The organism is Stieleria marina, assembly GCA_007741555.1.
Taxonomy (GTDB): Bacteria; Planctomycetota; Planctomycetia; order Pirellulales; family Pirellulaceae; genus K23-9.
The window spans coordinates 2,389,954-2,413,689 of sequence record CP036526.1; the positions used below are offsets into that span (position 1 = coordinate 2,389,954).

Here is a 23,736-nt window from a genome sequence, read left to right on the forward strand (position 1 = left end):
GGAGGACGTGCGTTAGTTACCCACGGGAAAGAAGGCTACCCACCAACTTGCTGGGCCGGTTGCGATCGCGTCGGTCAAAATCAGTTTCCCGGGTATCGATTTCGCTTCATCGGATCGTTCGGTTTTCGCATCGCGGGTCACTTGGTAGCAGTAGGTTTCACCGGACTTTGGATCCGCCGCAACGATAAACCGTCCGTCCGGCGAAACATTGAATGATCGTGTCTGCGAGCCGATGGGCACTCGTTGTAGGAACGTGAGCTTGCCGGTGGTCTGATCTGCCTGGAAAACAGCCAAACTGCGATGGCCACGGTTGGCGACGTAGACGTAGTTGCCCGATGGGTGAACCTCTACGTGCGAAGTGCTCTTCTTTCCAGGGTGCTCGGGCGGCATGCTGGCGATCGTCTGGATCTCGTTCAGGGTTCCTCGCTTTGGATCAAATTGATAAACGCTAACACTCAGGCCCTGTTCATTGCTGCCGTATGCAAAATGGGCGTGCGGATGAAAACGCAAGTGCCGTGGCCCGATGGATTCACCCCGCTGCAGTTTTGCAGGGGTGCTGAGCGTCAGTGCTCCCGTCGCGGCATCCACTTGAAACTGATCGATGCAATTTGCGCGAGTATGTGGCACAAACAAGAAATGCCCGCTGTGATCGAATGCTACATCGTGTGCGTGCGGGTCGCGTTGATAGTTATGCAATGGCAAATCGGACAACCTGCCATCGCTCAAGATGCCATGCACCGTGACTTGCCCCGTTTTGTAATAAGATGCGACAAGAAAACGCCCCGAGGGAGTGATTGCGATCGCAGATGGTTTGGCCGGAGTCGTGACGGATTGCAGCGGAGTCAGTCCTTTGTCATTGGCCTGAAGGACGGCGATCGAGTCCGGGCCACTGCAAGCGACGTATAAATGGCGTCCGGTCGAATCGAACGAGCACGCGGCTGGACGAGCATCGATAGAAGTCTTTGACTGCAGTTTAAATTTGCCATTGTCGGTAACGCTCATAACGGCAAGCTGTTTTTCGTTGCTATGCGAAACGACGATGTGTTGGTCATTTGCCGAAGCGCAAGCTGCCATGAGCAAAAGCGAAATGAACACTTGTTTGGATTCCAGTTTCATTGTTTTGATTTAGATTTTGGTGCCATCGGGCGCGTGTGATCCGGATCGACATTGCCGAACGAAGTTGCCGAACGGCATTGGCCATCGGCACTGAGTGTGCGATTCGTATTTGACACAGAGTGTTGGACGCCCAGTTGCCGCACGTCCAGCTTCCGTTTAGAACCCTTTTTCGTGCACTTGTCGGCATCTGAACAACTGCCAGTGTCCTTTTCCACATGATAGCGATTTGAATTCAGATGAAGAGAATGAAGTTCCGTGGCTTTGACTTGTTTCATAACAACCAAGAGGCGGCCGAATCGATGGTGAGGCAGATTGATGAATTTCCATCGTTCTTTACGCCCGCTGGGGACCGACCGTTGATTGTCGACTGCGGAGCAAACATTGGCGTCTCCGTTTTGGAATGGAAAACACGATGGCCGCAAGCCGAAATCATTTGCTTTGAACCGGATCCGTTTGCATTTGAGATTCTGCAAGCGAACGTCGACGAGAATGATATCGCCGGAATCGAGTGCATCAACGCGGCGGTATCGAATTGCGACGACACGGTTGATTTCTTTGGGGACTTGTCGCCAACTGCTGACGCGCGAGGCAACTCGCTGGAAGCCGCGTGGGCGGATCGCGAAGGCAGTTCACAGACGAGTGTTCGTTGCACCAAGCTTTCGCCGTATCTGACCGATCGAGACGTCAGTTTTTTGAAACTGGATATCGAAGGCGCTGAGCAACGGGTGATCGAAGAAATCGCCGGCTGCCTTGACCGAGTGCAAGCACTTTACGTGGAAGTGCACGAAACCGACGAAAGCCTTGCCGTCAATTCACTTGCGTCGATCGAAAAAACACTCTTGGCGGCCGGATTCACCATCGAAAAAGAACCGCGATACAGCGAACATGCGCTTCCTGAATCGCTCGATGAATGGCGAGAGGAAGCGAACGCGGTCCTCACGCAGTTGCTGTGTTGGCGATAGCCATTGATGCATAGAGCAGTCGTCTACGCACTGCCTTCGCGAACGCGCACTTAAGCCAATTCAGCGGCTTCGCTAAAAGTCATCAATCGGTTTGCGACCGGATCCCACAGCTTAAGTCTCAAGCATTGGATGACGTCGGACGGATGGAGTGTCGTAACCGTTGGCGACTGAAGTTCTTCGATCCCGGCCATCGCTTCGGGAAGTCGGTAGAAGGGAATCTTGGCGTTCAAGTGGTGGACGTGATGGTAGCCAATGTTGCCAGTGAACCAATGCATGACCGAGCCCATTTGCATGAAGCTGGACGATTGCAATGCGGCGTGCACGTGATCCCACTCACTGCCTTCATGGCGAATCATTCCGGGGAAATTGTGCTGGGCATAGAACAAGTAAGATCCCAGGCACGTGATGATAGCCATTGGCATCAAGAGTCCCAGGATCAACGCTTGAAACGAGATAAAGCTTAGCGCGACAGCAAGGCTAACGTGAAGCACGATTGCCACCCCGCCGTCGAAGTGTTTCTTGGGGTTGATCAAGAAGGCATGCAAGCACATGTCCCAAAAGAAGACTGTGAAGTAGGCAAGAAGAAATGTGACAGGATGCCGCGAAAGGGCATAGTAGAAACGCTCCCCTGTTGACGCCTTGGCGTAGTCGGCCGTGCTCATCACAGGAAACGTTCCCAACACCGGGCCAAAGTGCCTTGCGTTATTCTTGTGGTGTTCGTCGTGCGAGTGTTTCCAGATATGCGGAGGGCTCAACACCAAGGTGCCAAAGAGTTTCAAGACTCCGCCTGCGACCACCGAACCGCTCAGAATCGTCCCGTGCATAAAGTCATGGTAGATGATGAACAGGCGAATCATGACTAGGCTGGCCAAGATGCTGCTGACGACGCAAATCCCGAGCGGCAGATCGAGGCAGGCAACGACCAAAAAAGCTAACGCTAGGGTCAGGGTCGACAAGAAATGCCACCAGCTTTTCCATCGTTGCTCAGATGCGTACTGCCGACTGGCAATCAATAATTCTTTTCCGCTCCGCATCCGTACGTTTCCTAAGCATTCATACAATTGATAATTAGCGGCCATTGGCCACCACAGACGCTCGCCGAGAAATCGACCAGATCAACGGTAAAAGTTAGCCGGTGTTAGGAGCAGAGAGAAGGTGACTTGGGCTGGAGATGATCCCGCAATCGCGTGCAACAAGGTGTTTGAAACAGATGTTTCGCGGGGGGGAATCCGCGGTTGGGGGGCTATCGATTTCGCCTCTGCTTCCCCCGAATTGCCGCCTAATTACGATCGAACTCGGCTTCTTGCTGCTCTGCGAGCAGCTGCACCTCTATGGTTTTTGGCTCCGCAGCACGCTCTGGATTCCGTGTCAAGTTAGGCCGTTCGCCGGGATCATTTTTAAGCTCATAGAGCTCGATTCCGTTTTCTGCGTCGCTCCGCTGAGAAAAATTGGCGAACAAAAGCACTCGCCTCTTTGGCCGAACGCGAGAAATCAGCTTGGCTTCTTTCTAAGCAACGAATGAAGCTTTGCTTCGTCAGCAGTTCGTTGGAGCCAGCCAATCGAAACCAGAAAGGCATCCATCTTTAGCACGGTGTCCAAGAAAGATTTTTTGCTCTTGGATTCGTTAAAGAAACCGTGGGGCTGACCGTCGTAGATCCAGACTTCGGATTTGACGCCGGCGGCGCGTAAGTCGGCGTCAAACTTCTTGGCAGTCGAAACTGGAATCAGCTGATCTTTGGAACCCAGAAACACGATCGTGGGCGGATCGTCTTTTGTGATGTTGTGCGCCGGCGAGATCGCTGGGAACCACTTCTTTGCGCGTTCGTGGCCGTAGCCGTCCGGACCGTTGTCATAGACTGGATTGAAAAGCAGCAAGGCGTTCGACTTGGAACTCACATCGGAATCACTATCGGCTGGATCATCCAGTCCGTCGCAGATTCCAGTGGTAGCCGCGACATGTCCACCAGCAGATCCGCCACCAGCGGCGATTCGATTAGGATCAATTCCAAAACGCGCCGCGTTTTTTCGGACCCACCGGATCGCAGACTTGCCGTCGGCGACACAGGCGTCCGGCCCGGTTTTCTGCCGAGATTTGACTCGGTAATCCGCAACGAAAGTCACCGCGCCGCGGGCCGCCAAGTACTTGGCGTGTTGCTCAAATTGTGTCACTTGACCGCCATTCCAACCGCCGCCGAAGAAGAATACGACTGCTGGTCGTTTGTCGCTCTTGGCGTCGTGATCGACCGGATCAAATCGGTAGATCCAAAGATCGTCACCCGATGCCTTTTTGAAGACTTCGGCTGTCGCATCGCCTTTGAAATCGTGCTTGATGGTTTCCGCCGATGACAGAAGCGAAAAGCAGACGGTGAGCAGTAGGAAAGTGAACGTCGATTTCATCGAATTGATACTCTGTCAAGAAATTTCAGAAGGACTCTTCATCGCATAGCTGTCTATCAACGACACCGACGAAGCAGTTCACGTTTTGTATAAACACATTTTGCACAAGCATCGTAACTTAGGAGCAGGCCCAGTGCAGGTTAGGCGTTGATTCTGTGCGGTCGAATCGTGATGGGAAGACTTGAGTTGTAGATCAGTGAAGTGATGGCTCGGGGCTTCAGCACTCGGGGGTGCGCATCAGCTGATCGAGTCGAAGGGCTTGTGGTTGTGACGCCCTACCTGAAGTCTCGTTCAGCTTTGTCTGAAAACAGCTGCACGCAGGCCCAGATGCCGAACGGAAAAACGAAACAGCCAAAGCATGGGATCGCTGCCAATACGGCGGCAGCTTTCGCTGTGCCCAAATTTTGTCTCTGCATCATGGCAAACCCTCCCGTGGCCATCACACCAAAGAGGCAGATGGCAAAGACACGTCCCGTCATTTGGCCAAGGAATCGCGGCATATCGACTTGCTGCATGTCGATTTGTCCCGTCGCGATCACGTACACCACCATCCCAATCTGAAAGATGCCGACTATGATCCCGAGGGCTGACCAAAGCAGGATCAAAAGGCCCGGGATCGTGTAATTGCCAGAGGAGTTGCCTCGCTGCGCTCCTCCGCGTTTCGATTTACTTTTGCGTGCGGGAGGTGGGGCGTACGGGTTGTAGCCGCCGGGAGCTGGAGCAGCTGGAAAGGCGCCCGCGCCACCGGGGTTTCCGGCATTCGCCGCGGGGGACGAAGTTGGCAGGTCCGCAAACGGATCGCTGTCATCAAACACCGACTTGGGAGCGGCGGGGGTGGGCGCCGCTGAGGGCGAAACACCACTCGCAGGAGCCCCGCCAGGAATCTTCAGTTGGGTGCTACACTTGCTGCACTTGACGACGCGTCCTGCCATGGACGCGCTGAGTTTCAGCGTTGACTGGCATCCAGGGCATTTAACGTTAAGGCCCGCAGCCGCCGCTGGCTGGCTCGGTGCGGAGCCCGGGGTGGAAGCCGTTGGGATCGACATGATCGATTGGCATTTCGAGCATTTGATCTTTTTGCCTCTGGCCGATTCTGGAACTTGCAGTACGGACTGGCAACTGGAACACTTGACGCGAAAGTTCATCGAAACGACTAGTACCACAATAGATGACAAGTTGCCGAATGCTGCGCACGATCGGCCACTCAATATTTTGGTTGAACGAACCTTGGAAGTCCAGTCGTTAATGACAACAATGAACTGGTCCTGAGAAATTCGCACCGACATTGCATCGAGAAATCAATGGAGCATCGAGATCAACGACCGATTTCCGAAATGCGCAACCTTGGGCCAGCATGCGAGGCTGATCTAAAAGCAGTCGATATTCTGGTTGCGCAAGATGTGATCGACCTGGGAGTTGAGGCAACATTTCTGCAGATGTTGGAAGGGCGCCGAAAGATTGGGCGCAGCGCTAAGTGCTGTAATGCCGCATGTCTCTATGCGCTCTATGGTGCCGTCCATGACATTGATTGGCGAGAGTTGCCTGAGAAAAAGAAAGCTGAGTTCAAAAAGCTGAGCGCCGAGCTCCGTGCATCGGGGCGGTTTCGCTAGTAGGAGCGGCGCGCTCTGGTCGTTGCCACCCAATTTTGAGGGCTAGGGAAAGAGGACGCCAAATTTCGCGTCGCCGTTCAAATGCTAAGGAATAGCTAGCGGAGGCTGATGGTGCTGTCTCAACGTCTTGTGGCCAAGCAGGTGAAACGTGTTTGCGTGCCGTTCTGACCCTGCTTTGCATTCCGTTTTACCCGGACTGTCCCGACTGCGTTGTAAACGGTTCGATGAAGAATCGCTAAGGCCATCGTTCTTCTACGCCAACACAATCCTTGGCAATCTGATTGTCCAACAGGAGCATCGCAGAATCGAGTCGCAAATCGACCTTGCCCAGTATCTCTTGCAATCAGTCGCTAATTGGATCACCAGTGCTTGTGTCTTGCTGTAATCCTGCTGCGAAGATGACCGAGCTGTGTCTTCACTCCAGCGGACGGCTGCTTCGAGTTGCGAAAGAGAACCGCTTGTTCGATGTCAAATCTTCCGGCGCGAGTGTTGCGCATGCAGCCGAGAGAATCGTTCATGAATTCCCTGGGGGAGCCGCCTGGTCAAACGATTTCGTTGTTAGTCGATCGGACCGTATGCAAAACGTGCTCAGGGGAGACGCTTCTACTTCATTGCAGAAGCAAGCCGATCAACTTTGGATTTAGCTGCCTGCATCTTTGCTGCGACCTGGTCGTGTTTGGATTTGGCCGCTGCGGCGACCTGAGTCACTGCTGCAAGTTTTTGCTGAAGTGGCGTCAGGGTAGCGGCAAGCTTGTCTGCTTCTGCTTTCTTGGCGTTCGAAGCTTGTTGATGTGCGACAACGGCCTTGGCAGATGCAATACGTGCTCGGCGTTTCTGAGCGAGTTGAGTCAGCGAATTGGCCAATCCTGCCTCCGCAGCAGCAACGCTTTCTAGATCGTTGGGTTTGGTTTTCAGGTTGATTCGTGCTGCGATGACGACGTCATGCAAGTCACGCGATGCATTGGTCAGCCCGGGAAGTTCGCTGTCGATAGCTTTGATTTGGTTTTGAGTTGCAGTCGCCGCTTCCGACGATTTCTTTGATTCGGCGCGAAGTGCAGCGATCTTCGCGTTCAAATTATTGATCGGGTTCTGAGCTGCGACGACTGATTTTTGAGCCGCATCCCATGACGCTTTGAGTGGTTGGATTTCTTGTTGAATCGAAACCAACTGTGTCTTTGCTCCTTCGATCCGTTTTGACACGGGCGGCGGGTTGGCGGCCAGTGAAACGAATTGTTTGGGATCATCAGCCGACGAACTCAATACATCACCGGTCCAATCGCCGTAGACGACGTGTTTGCCATCGTGAGCAATCGCGACCTCTAGAACATCTTCTTTCATGGGTTGGAAATCACGGATCTTCTTGCCGTTGCCATCCCAGAGGGCTGCTTTGTTGTCTTTGCCTGCCGTGACGATTCGGCCTTGATGATCGAACGCGACTGATGTGGCACCGCCCCCGTGAGCGTTGAAAGATTTGACCAGTTTGCCGGCGGCCATGTCCCACAATTTGACCGTGCCGTCTTCGCTAGCACTTGCCAAAACGTTGGAGTCATCGCGCCACGCGACTTGGTGAATTGCGCCCTTGTGCCCGGTAAGATCAAGGTAAAGACGGCCCGTTTCGGCTTCCCAAACGCACAGTCCAGAGGATCGGTCGCCGGTTGCGATCAGAATTCCATCGGGGCTGAACGCGACCGTGAAAATCCAGTCCGTGTGTTTTTTTAGCTCAAAGAGTTGCTCGCCAGAGGTCGCGTCAAAAATGCGGAGCAACTTGAGTGGGCCGCCCATCGCGATCCGATTCATGGTGTCATTTGCATCGGCGTCAAATACTGTGTCCAGTTCATCACCCACCGTAGCGACACGCTGACCGGTCTTGATGTTGTAAACCGCAGCGATGCCTTTGACGCTGTGTTCACCGCCGCCCGCAATCAAAAACTGTCCGTTCTTGCTAAATCGCAGCGACTGTGCGATTCCTTCGTCGAACGGCAAAACACCTAGCAGTTCGCTGGAGTCGCTGTGATACAGCACGATTTGTTTTTGTCCGGCGATTGCGATTAGTGGCGCCCAAGGACTCGCAGCAATCGCGGTGATCGCCGAAGCACGCTGCGTAACCACCGGCACGTTCTGCGGTACCGATTCTGGCATCGGCGGCGGCCCTTCGGGTCTGCCGCCTGTGCTGGCGACGAAAGCCAGTGCATTCTTCTTTTTGGCCTTTGCTTTGGAGCCCGAGTTTTCCAGGATCCCGCCTTCGATCCAGGCGCGAATGACGGCCAGTTTTTCGGCGGCCAACTTATCTTGCTTGGGTGGCATCACGGGAGTGTCATCATGATTGACGAGTTGCCAAAGTCGACTTCCGTCGGCGTCACCATCATCAAAAACAATCTCGCCCGAACCACCACCTTCGATGGTGGCAGTGTAAGAATCGAGCGACAAGCCACCTTTGGCATCACCCGCATTGTGACAGCTATTGCAATGTTGCCGAAAAATCGGCTTTACGTCGTCCTCGAACGTGACCTTCTTTGCCGCGTCAGTCGACTTTTTTTCTTCGGCGCTGGATAGCGAAAGCGAGACGAGGGTCAATCCAAGTGTGATGCAGGTGCGATAGATCATGGCGGACATCGTGGTGGATATTTCTTGAGTTTGGAAAGTACTGTTACCCGACGTGCGAAGTCGATTCTCGATCCAGGTGCATCCTGCTGGAATTGATCTCTGGTTTGAATCGCTTTGCAGGAACTGCTTGGCGAATTCCAGTGTCAGGCGTTCGCTACTGGGGATTCGCTAGTGGTTGAAGACGAATTCGCGACTGTTCAGGACAGCCCAGAAGATGTCTTGCAGAGCCGGCGATTTGTTTTCGTCGTCACCCAGCTTTTTGACCAATTCCTTCTTCTCTTCTTCGGTAGGTTTCCGAGTCAAGCAGCGCAAGTAGATTCGGTCAATGATTTCCTCGGGAGAAAGCTTTTCTTCTTTCAGCCAGGTATCGATCAGTTTGCCGCGGACGATTTTGTCACTGACACTGCTTCCGTTTAGCAAGTGCAGTGCCTGCGAAAGCGACGGGTCGGTGGTCGCTTCGCACTCGCAGACGCTGGCACGTGGTGAGCGTCCAAAGGTCGTCAGGAAGTAGTTGGTTGTCTTGCCGTCAGCGATTTGCACGGCGCGAGCCCCGAGAGGCAAACCCGTGAATTTGTCTGGTGAGGCCGTTACTTGGCTAATGCAGTCCAGCAAGCTTTCGGCGGGTACACGACGAATCACAGCATGCGCGTAATTGCGATGGTCGTGAGCGTTGGTGTCGTTGGTGGCACTGCTGCGCTGGTAGGCATCACTGTTGCAAATGTCGCGAACCAAGCGACGGAAATCATACTTGTACTCGATCAGTTTCTCACCCAATTTGTCCAGCAGTTCAGGATTGCTGGGCGGATTGCTGACGCGGATGTCGTCGACTTGATCGACCAGACCCACGCCCATGTAGTGAGCCCAGACTCGGTTTGCAATCGATTTGGCAAAGTACGGATTCTCGGGGCTTGTCAGCCAATCGGCCAAGACGGCGCGGCGATCTTTGCCTTTGGTTTCAGGCGAAGCACCGCCCAGAAAGGTTGGCGGAACTGGCTTCTTTGTCACCAAGTGATTGACTTCGCCGCTGAAGCGGTTGTAAACGATTTTTTCGCGGTAGTCTTCGGCCTGCTTGCGACCAACCTGCGAAAAGAACGACGCAAAACCGTAGTAGTCGTTCATGGTCCAGCGATCGAACGGATGGTTGTGGCACTGTGCGCACTGAGTCCGGATGCCCATGAAAACCTGCGCGACGTTTTCAGACGTCTTCAGCGTGTCGCGTTCGATTTCATAAAAGTTGGTCGACGGTGATGTAAACGTCCCACCTGTGCTGGTCAACAATTCGCGAACCATTTGATCGATTGGCACATTGCGGGCGAACTTGTCGGTCAACCAATTGGCATACAGAAACGCCGATTTGTAGCTGACTTGGTTGGTGCTCTTGATCATCAAAAGCTGAGCAAATTTCATGGCCCAGATTTCGCTAAACTCTTTTCGCTCCAGCAAACGATCGACGAGGGCGGATCGTCTGTCGGCCCCTGCATCGTTGCTAAAGGAATCGTACTCTTGCTCGGTCGGCATTTGACCAGTGATGTCGATCGTGACACGGCGAATGAACTCTTCGTCGCTGCAAAGGCCACTGGGTTCGATGCGTAATTGCTGAAGCTTTCGCCCGACGAGTTGGTCGATGTATTCTCCCGTGATCTTTGGCTCGGTGTATTTCAAATCGACTGGTAACGCCAGCACTTGGCTTCCCACCGTATGCGTATCGAATCGAGCCATTACGAAAGCTTCACCGCGACGACCTGCGGTCACATTTCCGCTGTCATCAATGGCGGCGGTTCCGGAATTGTTCGACGTAAAGGCAGCAAGACGCGTCACGTCACGCGTGCTTCCGTCGCTGTAACTAGCGACTGCAACAAAACGTTGTTTCGTTCCTTCGCCCTCGATCACGGCTTGCTCCGGATAGATGGCAACGGAGTCGACGGTGGGTGGTTTCTTGTCTTTGGCGTCCAGTTTGGCACCATCTTGCAGCCATTCCAAAACGGTTGCGTAGTAATCTGAATCGGTCCCGAAAAGTTTTCCGCCTGTATGGGGGACTGAACCGATCGATTTTTTCAGGAAGAGGCTTTCTTCGGGGACAGCCAAGTTGATGCGCCGGACACCGATCTCACGTGTGATCCGGTGATAGTCACCCTCGGGGTCAAAGCCGAACAAGCTGATTCGGAATCCGTCTTTCCCACGTGCGGCACCGTGGCACGATCCCGTGTTGCAACCACTGCGGGTCAGCACGGGCATGATGTCTTTTTCGAAGCTGATCGCCGGTTTTGCTGTCGCGTTTGAAACTTCCACAGGAATTTTGACAACGGCACCGTTGTATTTACCGATCAGCTCCGTTTTGCCATCCGCGATGGGAAACAAAGAGAAGCCGTCTAGTTTGACTTTTGACGCATCAGCGACCGTCCACTGAACTCGTTCACTTGCGTCTTCCGTGATTCCGTCGTCGCGTCGGATGACCGCAACAAACGATTGGAAATCGCGTGCCGATCCCAGTTTGATATTGGGAGGATAAACAGCCAGGTCCGGAGTAATCGGCGGGTTCTTTGCGATCGTAGACGTCGCCGCGGCTTCGGCCGGTTCGACCGCACTGACCGGTCTGTCAACGATTAAGGGAGCAATCGTGAATGAGCCAATCAAACTGGCTACAGCCGACGCAATTGCGAATCGTCGCAGTGACATGAATGACGAAGTTGTTTTTGAAGTCATAATTTAATTCTCGCAGGCCTTCTCATCTAAGTTGGCCGGTGAACTTCCTGATGGAATGCGAATCGATGAATGCGCGTCCGTGAGGTGAATTAGTTTTTCGCTTGTCGGAGCTGCTCAAGGCGGCTAAGTGCCTTGGGAGCAGCGGGCTTCTTGGCGACTGCTTTCTTTGCCACCTTGGGGGCGTCCTTCTTCGGTGGCAACGGCTTGTCAACACGAAGTTCCCCGGTGCCGGTCGTTTGAACGATCGTTTCGTCGCCAACTTTGATTCGTGATTGGACATTCAAAGTCTTGTGCTTCGCGACCTTGGCGTTGTCGGCGATCACCAATGGGAAGGTGACGACTTTGGTGTCCTTGTTGATTTTCTGGATCGGCGTTGGGCTCGTAACACCGTTGGGCATTCCGACCAGCTGAACTTCTGCGTCTCCCTCGTACTCTCTTAGAACTTCCATCTTCAGCGCTACTGACACTTCACTTCCCAGTTCGCCGGCGGACTTGGGGAATTCGTATTTGAAAATCGAGTTTTGGACGTCCAGCAAGGCGGCCTCCGTCGAGATGTAAGCGGTTCCGTTTTTGGTGGCGTAACTGGCAACCATGATGACTGGCCATTTGCCAATCGCAGCGCTGCCGTTGGCGGTGATAGGGATCAACGCTTCGGTTTTGCCTTTGTCGATTCGTCGGCTGTTGTTCACGCCAACTCCGGGAGGGTTGTAAAGCGTTCGCAGTGAAACCACTCCGTCGAAACCTTCGTCACGCACGATTTTGACCAGCAAATTTTTGCTGCCACTGCGGACGATCGGAGTCTTTGGCTGCACCAGCTCAATCGAAAAAGGAGCCTTTTCCGTGACTGCCATCGCTGCTCGATTGGTTTTGTACGCCCACATGTGTCGGCGGTTTTGGCCCAAAACCAATTTGTGCGTCTGCGAGAGACGTCCCATCACATTGAAATTCTTTTCATCGCCATGGCCGGCCACTGCAAAGAGTGAAGCGGTTTGTTTGGCGTCTTTGGATGCCGTCAGCACCACGGGGATTTCGTTTCGTCCCGGTGGGATCGGGAATGTGGTTGCCGCCACGCCTTCGGGCAGTCCAGCCAGCTCCATTTGAATTTCGCCGTTGTAGACACTCCGGGCCGATGTCACGACCATTGCGATGGAGCCACCAGCTGGTACAGAAACAACTTGCGCTTCGTCACGTCGCAGTTCCTTGAGCGTCAATGCAAAGGTCGGATCGGGCATCGTGACTTCGATCCGATAGTTATGAATCGGGCTGCCACCACGAAGTTGATCGTAGACGCGAACCGTGTGCTTGCCGTCCGCTTTGGCGGTGAATTCCATAAACGGGTCGACTTTGCCGCGACTGTCGTCCGACGAAGCAATCGTTTTGTTGTCAGGCCCAAAGACGTTGCAGTATGCATCAAGCGGGGAGCGTAGCACTTCGCGAGCAAAGGCTTCGATGCGATACCGCTTTCCTTTTTTGGCAGTAAATGCATAGCAATCGTAGTCGTTGGCTTTGTCAATCAATCCGCAAAACGCAGCCGGCGCGGTGTACTCGGGGGCTTTGCGATAGTCGTCGTTGGGTTCTTTTTCCATCACGACCGGCAGTTCGTTGACTCGCACCCAGTTTGGCGAAGGGCTAACGCCGTTTTCGTTTTCGGTTACGACTGGCCAGCGATCGTTGGTCTCACTGGGGAGCTGTACGGACGCCTCTGTGACGCCGTGGTGCATGTCGACCAATTTGCTTTTCATCATCGAACCGGGCATTCCACCGGCAGGGACGACAGCAACTGGTCTTGGGAAGGTACCCACGTGTAATCGATAGCCGCAGATGGGATTGCCCCGAAAAGAACTGTCACGGACCAAGATCGTGTAGGTTCCGTCTTCGGGGGCCGTGAACGAACACAGTCCATCTTGTTGCAGCAAAGGTGAATCGTCGCTGGTCGCGACTTCAAAACGTCCTTCGTCCAAAATCGCGATGTAAGGATCAAGAATGTTTTGGTTTCTCAGCGAAAACGCAAGCCGAATGCCTTCGATTTCGATGTTGAGGGTTTGGCCCTTGGTGAGTTTGACTTGGTAGTGATCGATGTCTTCGCGAGTCACGACGCCTTCGATCGTTTTGTTGATCTCGATTGTCTGAGGTTTATCAAACTCATTATTTGGTTCGGCCTCTTTGACAATAGGCATCGCGCCCACGCCGATTAAGCGTAGATTCGCAATGCCGCTCTTGGTGATCAAACGCACGGGATACAAGCCCGGAGCAAGATCTTTGTTCGTTTTCAGTTTGACTTCGACCTTCTTGTTGTCGACAGCCTTGACCTCCAAGATCTCGATCCCGGGGACGTCGGCTAACACTTGGTAGGCGTCGGAAATCCGTTGCCCATGAAAAGTGACCGTTGTTTCTTCACCCCGCACCACGCCCAGCGGTTCGAGCCGATCTACTAATGGCAGAGCAGCAGTGGCGAGTGACGACGATGCAAAGACGGCGAGTGCAATCAGGCTGATGCGGAACATGACGTTCATTTTTTGGCAAGATTGTTTGAATACGAAAAAGAACCCGTGGGCATTTTGATGCCCTGCTTCGCGCGGATCATTGATGCGCGCGTCTCATTGCTTGGTGCGTACGTCTGGTTAAACCATCAATGGCTTGATGAGCTTTCCGCCGTCGACGATTTCGATCGGTCGATCGCCGGGAGCCATCAGTTCTTTGTCCGCGACAATGCCCATCAGGCGGTACATCGTCGTGGCCAAATCAGCAGGCGACACGGCATCCTCTTCGGGTTCCGCTGCCGTCGAGTCCGAAGCACCGTGGATTACGCCGCCTTTGATACCGCCGCCAGCCAGCATGACGCTGAAGACTTTTGGCCAGTGATCGCGACCGGCGTCCTTGTTGACTTTAGGCGTCCGTCCGAATTCGCTACTGACCATGACCAGCGTTTCGTCCAGCAAACCGCGTGACGACAAGTCATCGATCAATGCAGACAATCCTTGGTCCAGCTTGGGCATTTGCGATCGGAATCCTGTCGTGATGTTGGTGTGCATGTCCCAACTGCCATAGGTCAGAGTGACCAATCGGGTGCCGGCTTCGACCAGTCGGCGAGCCATCAGCAGCCGCTGGCCAGCATCATGACGGCCGTAGCGGTCACGCATCTTGGCGTCTTCTTTGCCGATATCAAACGCTTCCTTGGCCTGCGGAGTGTCCAGCAAACTGTAGGCACGTTCGTAGAAAGTGTTCATCGCGCCGACGTTGTCCGCTCCGGTTGAACTGACGAACTTGTTGTTCACGATTTCTAACGCGGCCTTACGTCGCATAAATCGTTCGTCGGTGACGCCGCCGGCCAAGTCCAGGTCGCGGACTTTGAAATCACTGCGGGCGGGATCGCTGCCCAGTGCAAATCCGCCGTAGCTGCTAGGCAAGTAGCCGGTGCCGGCGAATTCATTGGGAACGTTGGGAATGCACACGTAGGGAGGCAAATTGTTGCGTGGCCCGTATTCGTGGCTGACCACCGATCCGAAGCTAGGGTAGCGAAGCGCGGGGCTTGGCTTGTAGCCGGTAAACATGTTGTGCGTGCCGCGCTCGTGAGCCGCTTCGCCGTGTGTCATCGAACGAATGACGCTGAACTTATCGTTTCTCTTGGCGAGTTGTGGAACCGTTTCGCAGAAGTGTTCGCCCGTCTTGGTTTTGATTGGACGTAGCTCACCGCGATATTCCAGCGGGCTGTAGGGCTTGGGGTCAAACGATTCTTGCTGAGCCATTCCGCCTGGCAAATAGATATGGATGACGCTCTTTGCCCTGGCTTTGACAAAGTCGTAGTTTTTTTGTTCGGCCATCGCTTGCCGCATCAACAGTTCTGGCAGCGACAATCCGAGTCCGCCGAGCGCTCCGGCAGCTAGAAATCCACGACGACTGAAAGGGTTTCCATGGCAACGCATTGCTTAACTCCAACGGCTAATTGATTTGGTGGGAACGAACGTCGTGAGAACTCATAAACCGCCACGGCCTGGGGCCATCGCTGGACTGAAGTTCTTTGCAATGTAGTTCAGCGATTAAAGCTAAACGGATCGGGAGCCGCGTGGAGAAATTCCGTTTTGCTGAAAGCTGAATCAACTTCCACACGACCTGAATCATTCGGGTGTTGTTTGAACGCGAAAGGGGATACGCGTTTTGAGGCGGGCCTTGGTGATTTCGCGTTGAGCAAATGACCGTTGAAAGCCGTCTGTTGACTGACGATCACCAAGGTGGGGTTGGGATTGGTTCGTGTCGCTGATTGTAATCCGCAAAGGGATCCCAGTCACCACAAACCGCTTTTAAGGTTAGAGACATTCGGGTTTGAAGTCAAACACGACCGGTCGTATCAATGGTCTTGCCAAGCTTTCGGCCGGAAACCACCCAAACGGGCGGTGCAGGAAGCGGGGATATCACTCTGGGAGGGAGATTGCGCCCATTTGGCTTGGCTGACAACGGCAGCTCTCGCTCACTGGCTTGCCGATGCGTTGGCATTTTGGATCAACCAGGCCGGCATTGTTTTGTCTGCAGAGCGTCTCCAGGCCATCGTTCGTGGGGACTGCGTTTTGAAACGCTTTGCGAAATCTGGTGCGATCCCGCAGTGCGTCGCAATCCCGAACCCGCTGTGCGTCGCGATACCTTGGCGACTGCCCCAAGATGTGACGCCCAGCTGCTAGCCTATACGGCTTGAAATCAGCCGAGAATCACTGACAGTATTTTCCTGCCTCTGGTTCCTGCTTGACCAGCAAATGACAACAACAAAGTTTAAATTCCAAGAATGATCAAACTGTACGCGGCCATCACGACCTGCTTGCTGATCCTCCCTCAAGCGACCGCGTGCGGGCAGAGAGTCGTTGAATGGTCGGGCTACGAATGGAACGTTAGTGATAGCGGCGATCAGCGTCGAGGTCCCGGGAACAATCTTTTTTCCGGTTCTGACAAAAACGTTTTCATCGATGCGAACGGTTTGCTCCACTTGAAAATCTCGCAACGTGACGATGGTCAGTGGACGTCCAGCCAAGTCGCCCTAACGAAATCACTTGGGTATGGCACGTATCAATGGGAGTTGGCGTCACGTTGGGATGGTTACGCTTCCAATGTGGTAGTTGGATTGTTCACGTACCTTTCCCCGGCGCGAGTCGCGTCGCAAACCGATGGCGAAGTTGGCAACAAAAAGCCCGACACGCCTCACGAAATTGACATCGAGTTTACAAGTGCTTGGGGGCCCGGAAATCACTTCTTCACGACGCACGATCCGGATACCAAATCGCCCGGCGTGCATTTTTTGAGCAAGCCCAACACAGACAACACTACGCACCGATTCCGCTGGTCGCAGGCCGAGATCCAATGGGAGAGCTTCGAGGGCTTTCTTACCGAAGGAACGCAGGCGAGCTATCCGCTGCAGGAAACGCTGGCAGGCAAAGGTTTGGGCAGATCGATTCGCCACATCTACAACGGTCCGGTCGTTCCGAAAGACCTTGACGAAGTGCCCATCATCAATTTTTGGATCTTTCATCCCAAGGACCAGAAGCCCTACGTCGAGGGGCCCGACAATGACAAGGAGCACGAACTGATCATTCGCAGTTTCAAATACATCCCGTTGGGCAAATAGGCTGCGTTCTGCATTGTTTGGGCGGCGTGTGTCCAATTCAGTCAATTCGATGTGGATGGTACGGTTGGCTCTGCGTAAAACTCTCTTTGCCACTGAAGAACTTAACCTCCCTTGGAACGCGACTTCACTATGACTTTATCATTTCGTCTGACCGGTTTTTGTTCAACGCTGATGCTGGTGGTCGCCGTGGGGTGCGGGGAAAAGAATCCGGTCAAAGAGATCTCGGCGGCGCAAAGTGGAGTGGAGGTTCGTGATACGTTGGTGGATAGCGCGGACTTGCCAACCCTACATTGGAACCAGTGGCGCGGTGGATCGATCGATGGCGTGGTGGAGGATCGTGAAGTGGCGACGAATTGGGGCGAGTCGCAAAACGTGCGTTGGAAGTTAGACGTTCCCGGTCGCGGTCATGGTTCGCCAATTGTCGTGGGGGACGTTGTTTATTTGGCCACAGCGATCAACGACAAGCAGCAACAGCTTGTACTGGCATATGATCGAAAAACGGGCGACCAGCGGTGGCGACGCGAAGTCCACGCCGGTCAGTTTCCTTCGCAGCGATCGATTCACAACAAGAGCACGAATGCAAATGGAACGATCGCCTGCGATGGGCAAAGACTGTACATCGGATTTCTAAACAACGACAAAGTCATGGTGTCGGCGTTGGGCTTGGACGGCGAAATCGTTTGGCAGAAAGAAGCTGGCTTGTTTGTCTCTAAGTTTGGCTACGCCGTGTCACCGATTTTGTACAAGTCGCTGGTGATCGTCGCCGCAGACAACATGGGAGGCGGTTACATCACGGCAATGGATGGCCAAACGGGCGAGATTGCATGGCGGGTCGCGCGAGGGAACATCAGCAGCTATTCCAGTCCAACGGTTGCCAATGTTGGGGGACGTGATCAGTTGTTGATCAGTGGATGCGATGCTGTGACCAGCTACGATCCAGCAACGGGCAAGCAGCTTTGGCGAACCGAGTGCATTTCCGAGGCCACCTGCGGCACGATCGTTTCGACGGACAACCTGTTGTTTGCCAGTGGCGGCTATCCGGACAAAGAGACGGTCTGCTTGTCCGCGGCAGGCGAGATTTTGTGGTCCAATCGAACGAAGATTTATGAACCGTCGATGGTTCTGTTGGGCGACGAATTGATCGGTGTCAGCGATGACGGGGTGGCGAACTGTTGGTCCGTGACGGATGGAAAGCAAGTTTGGCGAAAACGTTTGGGCGGGAATTTCAGTGCTTCGCCCATCGTTTGCAACGATACCGTTTACGTGTCCGATCTCAGCGGAAACACGCATGTGTTTAAATCAGTCGACGGCGAGTTTCAGTCGATTGCAACGAATCAGGTGGGCACGGATTGTTACGCCAGTCCGGCGGTTGCTGATACTGAGATCTATTTGCGGGTTGGCGTAGGTTCGGGCGACGACCGAACCGAAAACTTGGTCTGCATCAAGACAGCATCGCCAGCGATCTAGTCAGGACGCGGGCTGCTAGTGTGGGCGTACGTTGTCGTCTATGTAGTCTTCGATTCCTTGTGTTCTGTGGGCGTGTTATTCTGTTTCTGGAGTCTCCCCGCCGCAGCAGTTATTGACGCTTGAACTTGGTTTTACGAAAAGAGAATTCGGTATGACACGATGGCCCGGGATTGATCAGTTTCGTTTGGATGACAAAGTTGCGATCGTGACGGGAGGTTCCAAAGGACTTGGCGAAGCGATGGCGGCAGGCCTGGCTTCGGCGGGCGCGAACTTGGTCTTGGTCAGTCGCAACGAACAAGAAGCTCAGGTGGCGGCCAGCTTGATTGAAAAAGAGTACGGCGTGCGGGCAGTGGGGATGCAGGCGGATGTTTCGGTCGAGCAGCAAGTGATTGCAATGGTCGATCATGCTACAAAGGAGTTCGGCAACATCGACATTTTGATCAACAACGCTGGGATTAATATTCGTGGTTCGATCGAAGAGCTTTCGCTAGACGATTTTCGCAAAGTCCAGAGCATCAACGTCGATGCCATGTGGCTGTGTTGCAAGCACGTCGCTTCGGTGATGAAGCCGCGGCAGCAAGGTCGCATTATCAACTTGGCCAGTACGCTGGGCTTGGTTGGTTTAGCGAATCGAACTCCGTATGCGACTAGCAAAGGAGCCGTGGTGCAGTTGACTCGCGCACTTGGTTTGGAGCTCGCTGCTGACAAGATTACGGTCAACGCCATTTGCCCTGGCCCGTTCCTGACCCCGATGAATTTGCCGATCGCCGAAACCAGTGAAGCGAAGCAGTTTATTGTTGGCGCGACGGCGCTGGAGCGTTGGGGCGAGCTGAAAGAGATTCAAGGCGCCGCAATTTTCTTGGCCAGCGAAGCGGCGAGCTACATGACCGGTAGCATGCTAACTGTCGATGGCGGTTGGACGGCTCGGTAAGCGATCGAAAGGTCAAATCGATCGGAGCCGGCGGCAAAAGAAACGCTCGATCAGCGAAGTTTGCCTCCGAAAGCAGCGATCGCGGCTTCGGCGTCTTTGCGGCCAAGCGGATAGATGTGACGCGAGTCAGGCTCCAAGCAAGTCTGCAGTAGCGTTTGTTCGCCCATGCTTGCCAGTCCTCGATACCGCTGGCTTTGGTAGATGATGTTCTTCGCCTTCAGCGCGGTTTGGACTTGTTTGAAATGGTCTCCGCTATAAGCGTAGATCGTGTCGCGGTAGTCAGCCGATGTGATTTGATAAAGCGGCGGTCGCACCACGCTTAAACGATCGGCCTCGAGAAGCGGACGCATCCACCGGTAGAAAAACATCAGCATCAACGCGCCACAATGGATCCCGTCGGCATCGGGGTCGAACAGCAGGATCACTCGTTGATAACGAACGGCGTCCAGGTCAAACGTGTCGTCCCAGCCAGCGCCCAAGCACGCGATCAGATTCTGGTAAAGGTTGTTTTTGGCGACCGAATTCTTACTTGCTTTGGCGGCATTCATTGGCTTGCCCTGCATTGGCAAGACGGCTTGATTTTTGCTGTCGCGAGCTCGGGCGACGGATTTCGAGGCCGAATCGCCTTCGACCAAAAACAGCTCAGCGTCGTTGCCAGGTCCGGCCAAGAAGCACTCGTGAAGCTTGGCGGGTTTGGGGTAGAAATTCATCGCGATGCCGATACACAGAAAACGTCCAGGCTAACCTTCGGTGACACCGCTGGCGAGCCAGCAGCGAAACGAAGATGAGATTGGTCGAACTCTTTGGCAGGCGGTCTGTTGCCAGCGAAATTACGCCAGGCGGTCGGCTGCAACGTGATATTGCGGATCTTCGGAGACGTTGATCTCGACAAAATCACCCGCTCGGTCCAGCAGTCCGCGGCACTCTTCGCTCAAGTGAGTCAAGTGAAGACGCTTTCCGGCTGCTTCGTATTTCTCTGCCATCTGGTTGATCGCTTCGAGTCCCGACTGATCGTAAACCCGTGTGTAGTAGAAGTCGATGACGACATCGTCCGGGTCATTTGCGACGTCAAACATTTCTTTGAAGGACGTCACCGACGCGAAAAACAACGGCCCGTGAAGCTGGTAGATCTTGCTTCCAAATTCGTTGAACTGAACATCGGCGCCGATGTTCTTGGCGTGCTGCCAGGCGAATACTAGGGCGGAGACGACCACGCCCAAGATCACTGCCGACGCCAGGTCGTGCATGAAAACCGTATACGCCGAAACCAGAATCATGACCAATACATCGCTGACTGGCATTCGCTGAAACATTTTCAGCGACGCCCATTCGAAGGTTCCGATCACGACCATGAACATCACACCCACCAGTGCCGCCATCGGAATCTGTTCGATCCATGGTGCCAGGAACAGCACAAACATCAGCAGACAGACAGCTGCGGTGATACCGGAGAGTCGACCGCGTCCGCCCGAGTTTACGTTGATCAGTGATTGGCCGATCATGGCACAGCCCCCCATTCCGCCAAACAGTCCGCAGATAACGTTGGCTGTTCCTTGGCCAACGCATTCTCGGTTGCCTTGACCACGGGTTTCCGTGATTTCATCGATCAAGGTCAGCGTCATGAGTGATTCGATCAATCCCACGCCGCAGAGGACAATGGCGAATGGGAAGATGATTTTCAGTGTTTCAAAGGTGAACGGTACGGCGGTGTATTGAGTAAAGTACAGTCGCGGCAATCCGCCGCTGATGCCGGTGGCTGTTTCGGCCGCGGCAGCCATCGCGACGTGCTTTTCGTCCACGCTCAAGGGATCTTCTGTCAGAAGTTCTTTTTCGATGGCAGCGTCTTTGATCGCAGCGACCTGTGTATTGGTCAGCAGCATGTCGCCCACGGTCGCCAGTCGGTTTTGACGGGAATCGGTCGCGGACGAATAGTTGATGGCGGCGGCCAGCAGTGTCACTGTCAGGATCGCCGCGAGGGACGCCGGTACAGCGCTGGTCAGTTTTGGCAGCAGCCAGATGATCGCCATCGTTAGGGCAACCAGTGCCAGCATCAGAGCCAGTGAGGTGCCTGAGAGAAGTTGTAGATTGCCATCCGCGGAGAGCGTCTTGAAGCTTCCTAGTTGGGCGAGTCCGATCACAATGGCCAGGCCGTTGACGAACCCAAGCATGACTGAGTGCGGAACCATGCGGATCAATTTTCCCAGTCTTGCAAGGCCGATGATGATCTGCAAAACGCCGCAAAGGATCACGGTCGGGAAGAGGTATTCGACACCGTGCATCGCGACCAACGCCACAACCACCACCGCCATTGCTCCAGTGGCTCCGGAGATCATTCCGGGACGGCCGCCGACGATTGCCGTGATCACGCCGATAAAGAACGCGCTATACAGTCCAATCAACGGTGAAACACCAGCAACAAACGCGAACGCGATGGCTTCGGGAACCAGGGCAAGTGCCACCGTTAGACCCGAAAGAACGTCGTTCTTGATAGAACCTGATTGTTGACGAAAAAAATTCAGCATGATGATTCCAGAGATTCGTTCCGCCAATGAAGCGGGTAATTCACCCGGGCCAAGCCAGGGCGTGCGATCGTAGACGCAAAAGAAAGCCTGAATCTCTAGCGGCAACATGGGCCGTCGCACCGAGAATTTTCTCGGTAAAGAAGCAAGCGTTGATCGTTCGGATGCTTCGACAAAGAGATTGATCGCCATCGAGCAAGCGATTTCATCAAGTTGATGTCCGCTCCAGCGATGAAGTTTCCATTGGACTATAGCTCGCAGCTTGGCAGGGTCAACGTGACTTCGTGGCCTGTCGGTTGGGGCCGCCGATGCTTGGCCGCGTCTTCAGCGCTCCCTCGCTGGTTGTTGGGGGAGCAGTCTCCATTAAGGGTGGATTTTGGTGGCCCTGAGGTCCAGAAACTGCAACAAGCATGCATCCAAGGCGAACGCAAAATTCTGAGACTTATTCGTCGTCGCACGCCCCCCCCTCCTCTGCCCTGCCCCGGCCACATTCGTGACTCCACCAATGCGATGGGAGAGTCCGCATCGCGCGCCTGAATGCAGTGTACAGCCAAGCTGGCAAAGCGGGATATCGATCGATTGGTTTTGGTAGACTGGCGTGGTTAGATCGTGTTTTGTTCCAACACCCTGCTGGCGTTTCGCCGCCGAGCAATTCTTCTACGTTGAATCAATTAGGTGACTTCATGTTGCATCGTTTGGTCCTGCTGATCATCGCTATCGGCCTCTTGGTATTCGTACCGGTTGTCGCCGATGAACTGCAAAATCGACGTCAACCGACAAACCCTGACCCGGCAAAGGCGAGGAGCCTGAACCGTGACGCAGGTCCGAGTCAAGAGGAAGGAAAGGCTCAGGAAGCAGGAGCACAGGACGCAAGGGCACAGCGTGATCGCGAGGAGCACAGGAAATTGCAAGCGATCATTCAGCGTGACGAGCAGGCGCGAATGTCAAAACACCGGATTCGCAACGAAGGCAGGGAGCGGGAGTCCCGGCGCGATCGCGACCCAGGGGTTGGTGACTTTGAAAAGCGTGACCTTGCTGATCGTGGCCAGCCGATTCGTGACGTCAGAAATATCGACGATCTGCATCCCCGAGTCGAACACGCGGGGGCCGCCGCCGAACACCTGCGTGAAGCCGGCATGGGCGAGATTGCGCGGAGAGTCGTTGAGCAGGCAGAAGTCTGGCAGCGCCAAATTGAAGAGTTTCAAGTCACAGAACGCGAGGCACATCATCGCGCAGCTTCTGGCGAGATGCAGGAGCTGAGGAAGCAGATTGATCAGCTGCGCCACGAAGTCCGAGAGCTGCGTGAGAAGTTTGATTCGAGGAATTAGGAAGCGGCAGTTCTTTCGTGTTGCTTGTCCGCCTCACTCAATCGCTTGCTCGAAACGGTCAAGTGTTTGTTGGCTGACGTGGTGTTCGATTCCCTCGGCATCATTCGCTGCGACTTCGGGCGTGACACCAATCGAAAGCAAGAATCGGTAGACGATATCGTGTCGTTGCCGAGCCTTTTTGGCTAACCGTTTCCCCTTGGCTGTCAATGTGATCGGTTGGTAGGGCGCGGTCTCTAACAAGCCTTCGCGCTGGAGCCGCGCAACGATGCGATGCACTGTTACGTGACTGACCGCGAAAACCAACGCAAGGTCTTTGGCTCGGCAAGTGTCTTGTTCGCAGAGAATCTGATAAACCGCTTCGACGTAGTCTTCAGCCGTTTCTTGTGCATGATCGTTGCGTGTCCGGCGAAACGGGTTCTTGTGCAAGGGCGGTGTTTGGGGCACGGATGTGATCCAAGATTCGAAACGGTGAATGAAAAGCAACTTGATGG

Annotated in this window: 18 protein-coding genes; 6 read left to right on the forward strand and 12 right to left on the reverse strand. The window is 54.2% G+C overall.

The window, feature by feature from the left end; translation table 11 throughout:
* Positions 1-12: 12 nt before the first annotated feature.
* A complete protein-coding gene (locus tag K239x_RS08185; RefSeq protein WP_145417360.1) occupies positions 13-1,116 on the reverse strand; it encodes a lactonase family protein in 1,104 nt (367 codons plus the stop codon).
* A gap of 245 nt (positions 1,117-1,361) precedes the next feature.
* On the opposite strand from K239x_RS08185, the gene K239x_RS08190 reads away from it, so the two are divergent.
* Entirely contained in the window at positions 1,362-2,078 is a 717-nt protein-coding gene (locus K239x_RS08190; protein ID WP_419189814.1) for an FkbM family methyltransferase, read from the forward strand.
* A gap of 50 nt (positions 2,079-2,128) precedes the next feature.
* Here the strand turns inward: K239x_RS08190 and K239x_RS08195 are convergent, their stop codons facing one another.
* The 3 genes from K239x_RS08195 to K239x_RS28345 form a co-directional block, all read right to left on the reverse strand.
* Positions 2,129-3,157 carry a fatty acid desaturase family protein gene (locus tag K239x_RS08195; protein ID WP_145417362.1) on the reverse strand — a complete coding sequence of 343 codons (1,029 nt, stop codon included), beginning with the start codon at positions 3,155-3,157 and terminating at the stop codon, positions 2,129-2,131.
* A gap of 412 nt (positions 3,158-3,569) precedes the next feature.
* The gene (locus K239x_RS08200) at positions 3,570-4,475 is read right to left on the reverse strand and encodes an alpha/beta hydrolase (RefSeq protein ID WP_145417363.1); all 906 of its coding nucleotides are present in this window, start codon (positions 4,473-4,475) and stop codon (positions 3,570-3,572) included.
* Positions 4,476-4,750: 275 nt separating this feature from the next.
* Positions 4,751-5,407 (reverse strand): hypothetical protein, encoded by a 657-nt coding sequence (locus K239x_RS28345; protein WP_419189815.1) that lies wholly within the window; start codon positions 5,405-5,407, stop codon positions 4,751-4,753.
* Here K239x_RS28345 and K239x_RS28350 point away from each other — a divergent pair.
* Together K239x_RS28350 and K239x_RS08210 are read left to right on the forward strand one after the other, a co-directional pair.
* Entirely contained in the window at positions 5,406-5,744 is a 339-nt protein-coding gene (locus K239x_RS28350) for a hypothetical protein (RefSeq protein WP_419189816.1), read from the forward strand. The two genes, K239x_RS28345 and K239x_RS28350, sit on opposite strands and share 2 nt — an antisense overlap.
* Positions 5,745-5,809: 65 nt before the next feature.
* Positions 5,810-6,085: a TfoX/Sxy family DNA transformation protein gene (locus K239x_RS08210; protein ID WP_419189817.1), complete on the forward strand. Its 276-nt coding sequence runs from the start codon at positions 5,810-5,812 to the stop codon at positions 6,083-6,085.
* A 603-nt stretch (positions 6,086-6,688) separates the two neighbouring features.
* Here the strand turns inward: K239x_RS08210 and K239x_RS08215 are convergent.
* The 4 genes from K239x_RS08215 to K239x_RS08230 form a co-directional block, all read right to left on the reverse strand.
* Positions 6,689-8,698 carry a c-type cytochrome domain-containing protein gene (locus tag K239x_RS08215; protein WP_145417366.1) on the reverse strand — a complete coding sequence of 670 codons (2,010 nt, stop codon included), beginning with the start codon at positions 8,696-8,698 and terminating at the stop codon, positions 6,689-6,691.
* 159 nt (positions 8,699-8,857) lie between these two features.
* Positions 8,858-11,392, reverse strand: a complete 2,535-nt coding sequence (locus tag K239x_RS08220; protein ID WP_419189818.1) for a DUF1549 and DUF1553 domain-containing protein — start codon at positions 11,390-11,392, stop codon at positions 8,858-8,860.
* 89 nt (positions 11,393-11,481) lie between these two features.
* Positions 11,482-13,896, reverse strand: a complete 2,415-nt coding sequence (locus tag K239x_RS08225; protein WP_145422245.1) for a PPC domain-containing protein — start codon at positions 13,894-13,896, stop codon at positions 11,482-11,484.
* A 117-nt stretch (positions 13,897-14,013) separates the two neighbouring features.
* Complete coding sequence (locus tag K239x_RS08230) at positions 14,014-15,315, reverse strand: DUF1501 domain-containing protein (RefSeq protein WP_145417367.1); 1,302 nt, start codon at positions 15,313-15,315, stop codon at positions 14,014-14,016.
* 851 nt (positions 15,316-16,166) lie between these two features.
* Between K239x_RS08230 and K239x_RS08235 the strand changes: the two genes are divergently transcribed.
* The 3 genes from K239x_RS08235 (at position 16,167) to K239x_RS08245 (ending at position 19,398) form a co-directional block, all read left to right on the forward strand.
* The gene (locus K239x_RS08235; RefSeq protein WP_145417368.1) at positions 16,167-17,000 is read left to right on the forward strand and encodes a glycoside hydrolase family 16 protein; all 834 of its coding nucleotides are present in this window, start codon (positions 16,167-16,169) and stop codon (positions 16,998-17,000) included.
* Between the two features lie 129 nt (positions 17,001-17,129).
* A complete protein-coding gene (locus K239x_RS08240; protein ID WP_145417369.1) occupies positions 17,130-18,467 on the forward strand; it encodes an outer membrane protein assembly factor BamB family protein in 1,338 nt (445 codons plus the stop codon).
* Positions 18,468-18,618: 151 nt separating this feature from the next.
* Positions 18,619-19,398: an SDR family NAD(P)-dependent oxidoreductase gene (locus K239x_RS08245; protein ID WP_145417370.1), complete on the forward strand. Its 780-nt coding sequence runs from the start codon at positions 18,619-18,621 to the stop codon at positions 19,396-19,398.
* 50 nt (positions 19,399-19,448) lie between these two features.
* Here K239x_RS08245 and K239x_RS08250 read toward each other — a convergent pair whose 3' ends face one another.
* The 4 genes from K239x_RS08250 to mntR form a co-directional block, all read right to left on the reverse strand.
* Positions 19,449-20,108: a toprim domain-containing protein gene (locus K239x_RS08250; protein WP_145417371.1), complete on the reverse strand. Its 660-nt coding sequence runs from the start codon at positions 20,106-20,108 to the stop codon at positions 19,449-19,451.
* A gap of 120 nt (positions 20,109-20,228) precedes the next feature.
* The gene (locus K239x_RS08255) at positions 20,229-21,920 is read right to left on the reverse strand and encodes a SulP family inorganic anion transporter (protein WP_145422246.1); all 1,692 of its coding nucleotides are present in this window, start codon (positions 21,918-21,920) and stop codon (positions 20,229-20,231) included.
* 941 nt (positions 21,921-22,861) lie between these two features.
* Positions 22,862-23,203: a hypothetical protein gene (locus tag K239x_RS08260; RefSeq protein WP_145417372.1), complete on the reverse strand. Its 342-nt coding sequence runs from the start codon at positions 23,201-23,203 to the stop codon at positions 22,862-22,864.
* A gap of 75 nt (positions 23,204-23,278) precedes the next feature.
* Positions 23,279-23,689 (reverse strand): manganese-binding transcriptional regulator MntR, encoded by a 411-nt coding sequence (mntR, locus tag K239x_RS08265; protein ID WP_419189819.1) that lies wholly within the window; start codon positions 23,687-23,689, stop codon positions 23,279-23,281.
* Positions 23,690-23,736: the final 47 nt, after the last annotated feature.

Bases quoted from the DNA above. Each gene is read 5' to 3' on its own strand.
- K239x_RS08250 (WP_145417371.1), bottom strand. From the start codon at position 20,108: ATGAATTTCTACCCCAAACCCGCCAAGCTTCACGAGTGCTTCTTGGCC.
- K239x_RS08245 (WP_145417370.1), top strand. From the start codon at position 18,619: ATGACACGATGGCCCGGGATTGATCAGTTTCGTTTGGATGACAAAGTT.
- K239x_RS08220 (WP_419189818.1), bottom strand. From the start codon at position 11,392: ATGACTTCAAAAACAACTTCGTCATTCATGTCACTGCGACGATTCGCA.
- K239x_RS08200 (WP_145417363.1), bottom strand. From the start codon at position 4,475: ATGAAATCGACGTTCACTTTCCTACTGCTCACCGTCTGCTTTTCGCTT.
- K239x_RS08215 (WP_145417366.1), bottom strand. From the start codon at position 8,698: ATGTCCGCCATGATCTATCGCACCTGCATCACACTTGGATTGACCCTC.
- K239x_RS08235 (WP_145417368.1), top strand. From the start codon at position 16,167: ATGATCAAACTGTACGCGGCCATCACGACCTGCTTGCTGATCCTCCCT.
- K239x_RS08185 (WP_145417360.1), bottom strand. From the start codon at position 1,116: ATGAAACTGGAATCCAAACAAGTGTTCATTTCGCTTTTGCTCATGGCA.
- K239x_RS08195 (WP_145417362.1), bottom strand. From the start codon at position 3,157: ATGGCCGCTAATTATCAATTGTATGAATGCTTAGGAAACGTACGGATG.
- K239x_RS08190 (WP_419189814.1), top strand. From the start codon at position 1,362: ATGAAGTTCCGTGGCTTTGACTTGTTTCATAACAACCAAGAGGCGGCC.
- K239x_RS08225 (WP_145422245.1), bottom strand. From the start codon at position 13,896: ATGTTCCGCATCAGCCTGATTGCACTCGCCGTCTTTGCATCGTCGTCA.
- K239x_RS08240 (WP_145417369.1), top strand. From the start codon at position 17,130: ATGACTTTATCATTTCGTCTGACCGGTTTTTGTTCAACGCTGATGCTG.
- K239x_RS28345 (WP_419189815.1), bottom strand. From the start codon at position 5,407: ATGGCAGGACGCGTCGTCAAGTGCAGCAAGTGTAGCACCCAACTGAAG.
- K239x_RS28350 (WP_419189816.1), top strand. From the start codon at position 5,406: ATGGACGCGCTGAGTTTCAGCGTTGACTGGCATCCAGGGCATTTAACG.
- K239x_RS08210 (WP_419189817.1), top strand. From the start codon at position 5,810: ATGCGCAACCTTGGGCCAGCATGCGAGGCTGATCTAAAAGCAGTCGAT.
- K239x_RS08255 (WP_145422246.1), bottom strand. From the start codon at position 21,920: ATGCTGAATTTTTTTCGTCAACAATCAGGTTCTATCAAGAACGACGTT.
- K239x_RS08230 (WP_145417367.1), bottom strand. From the start codon at position 15,315: ATGCGTTGCCATGGAAACCCTTTCAGTCGTCGTGGATTTCTAGCTGCC.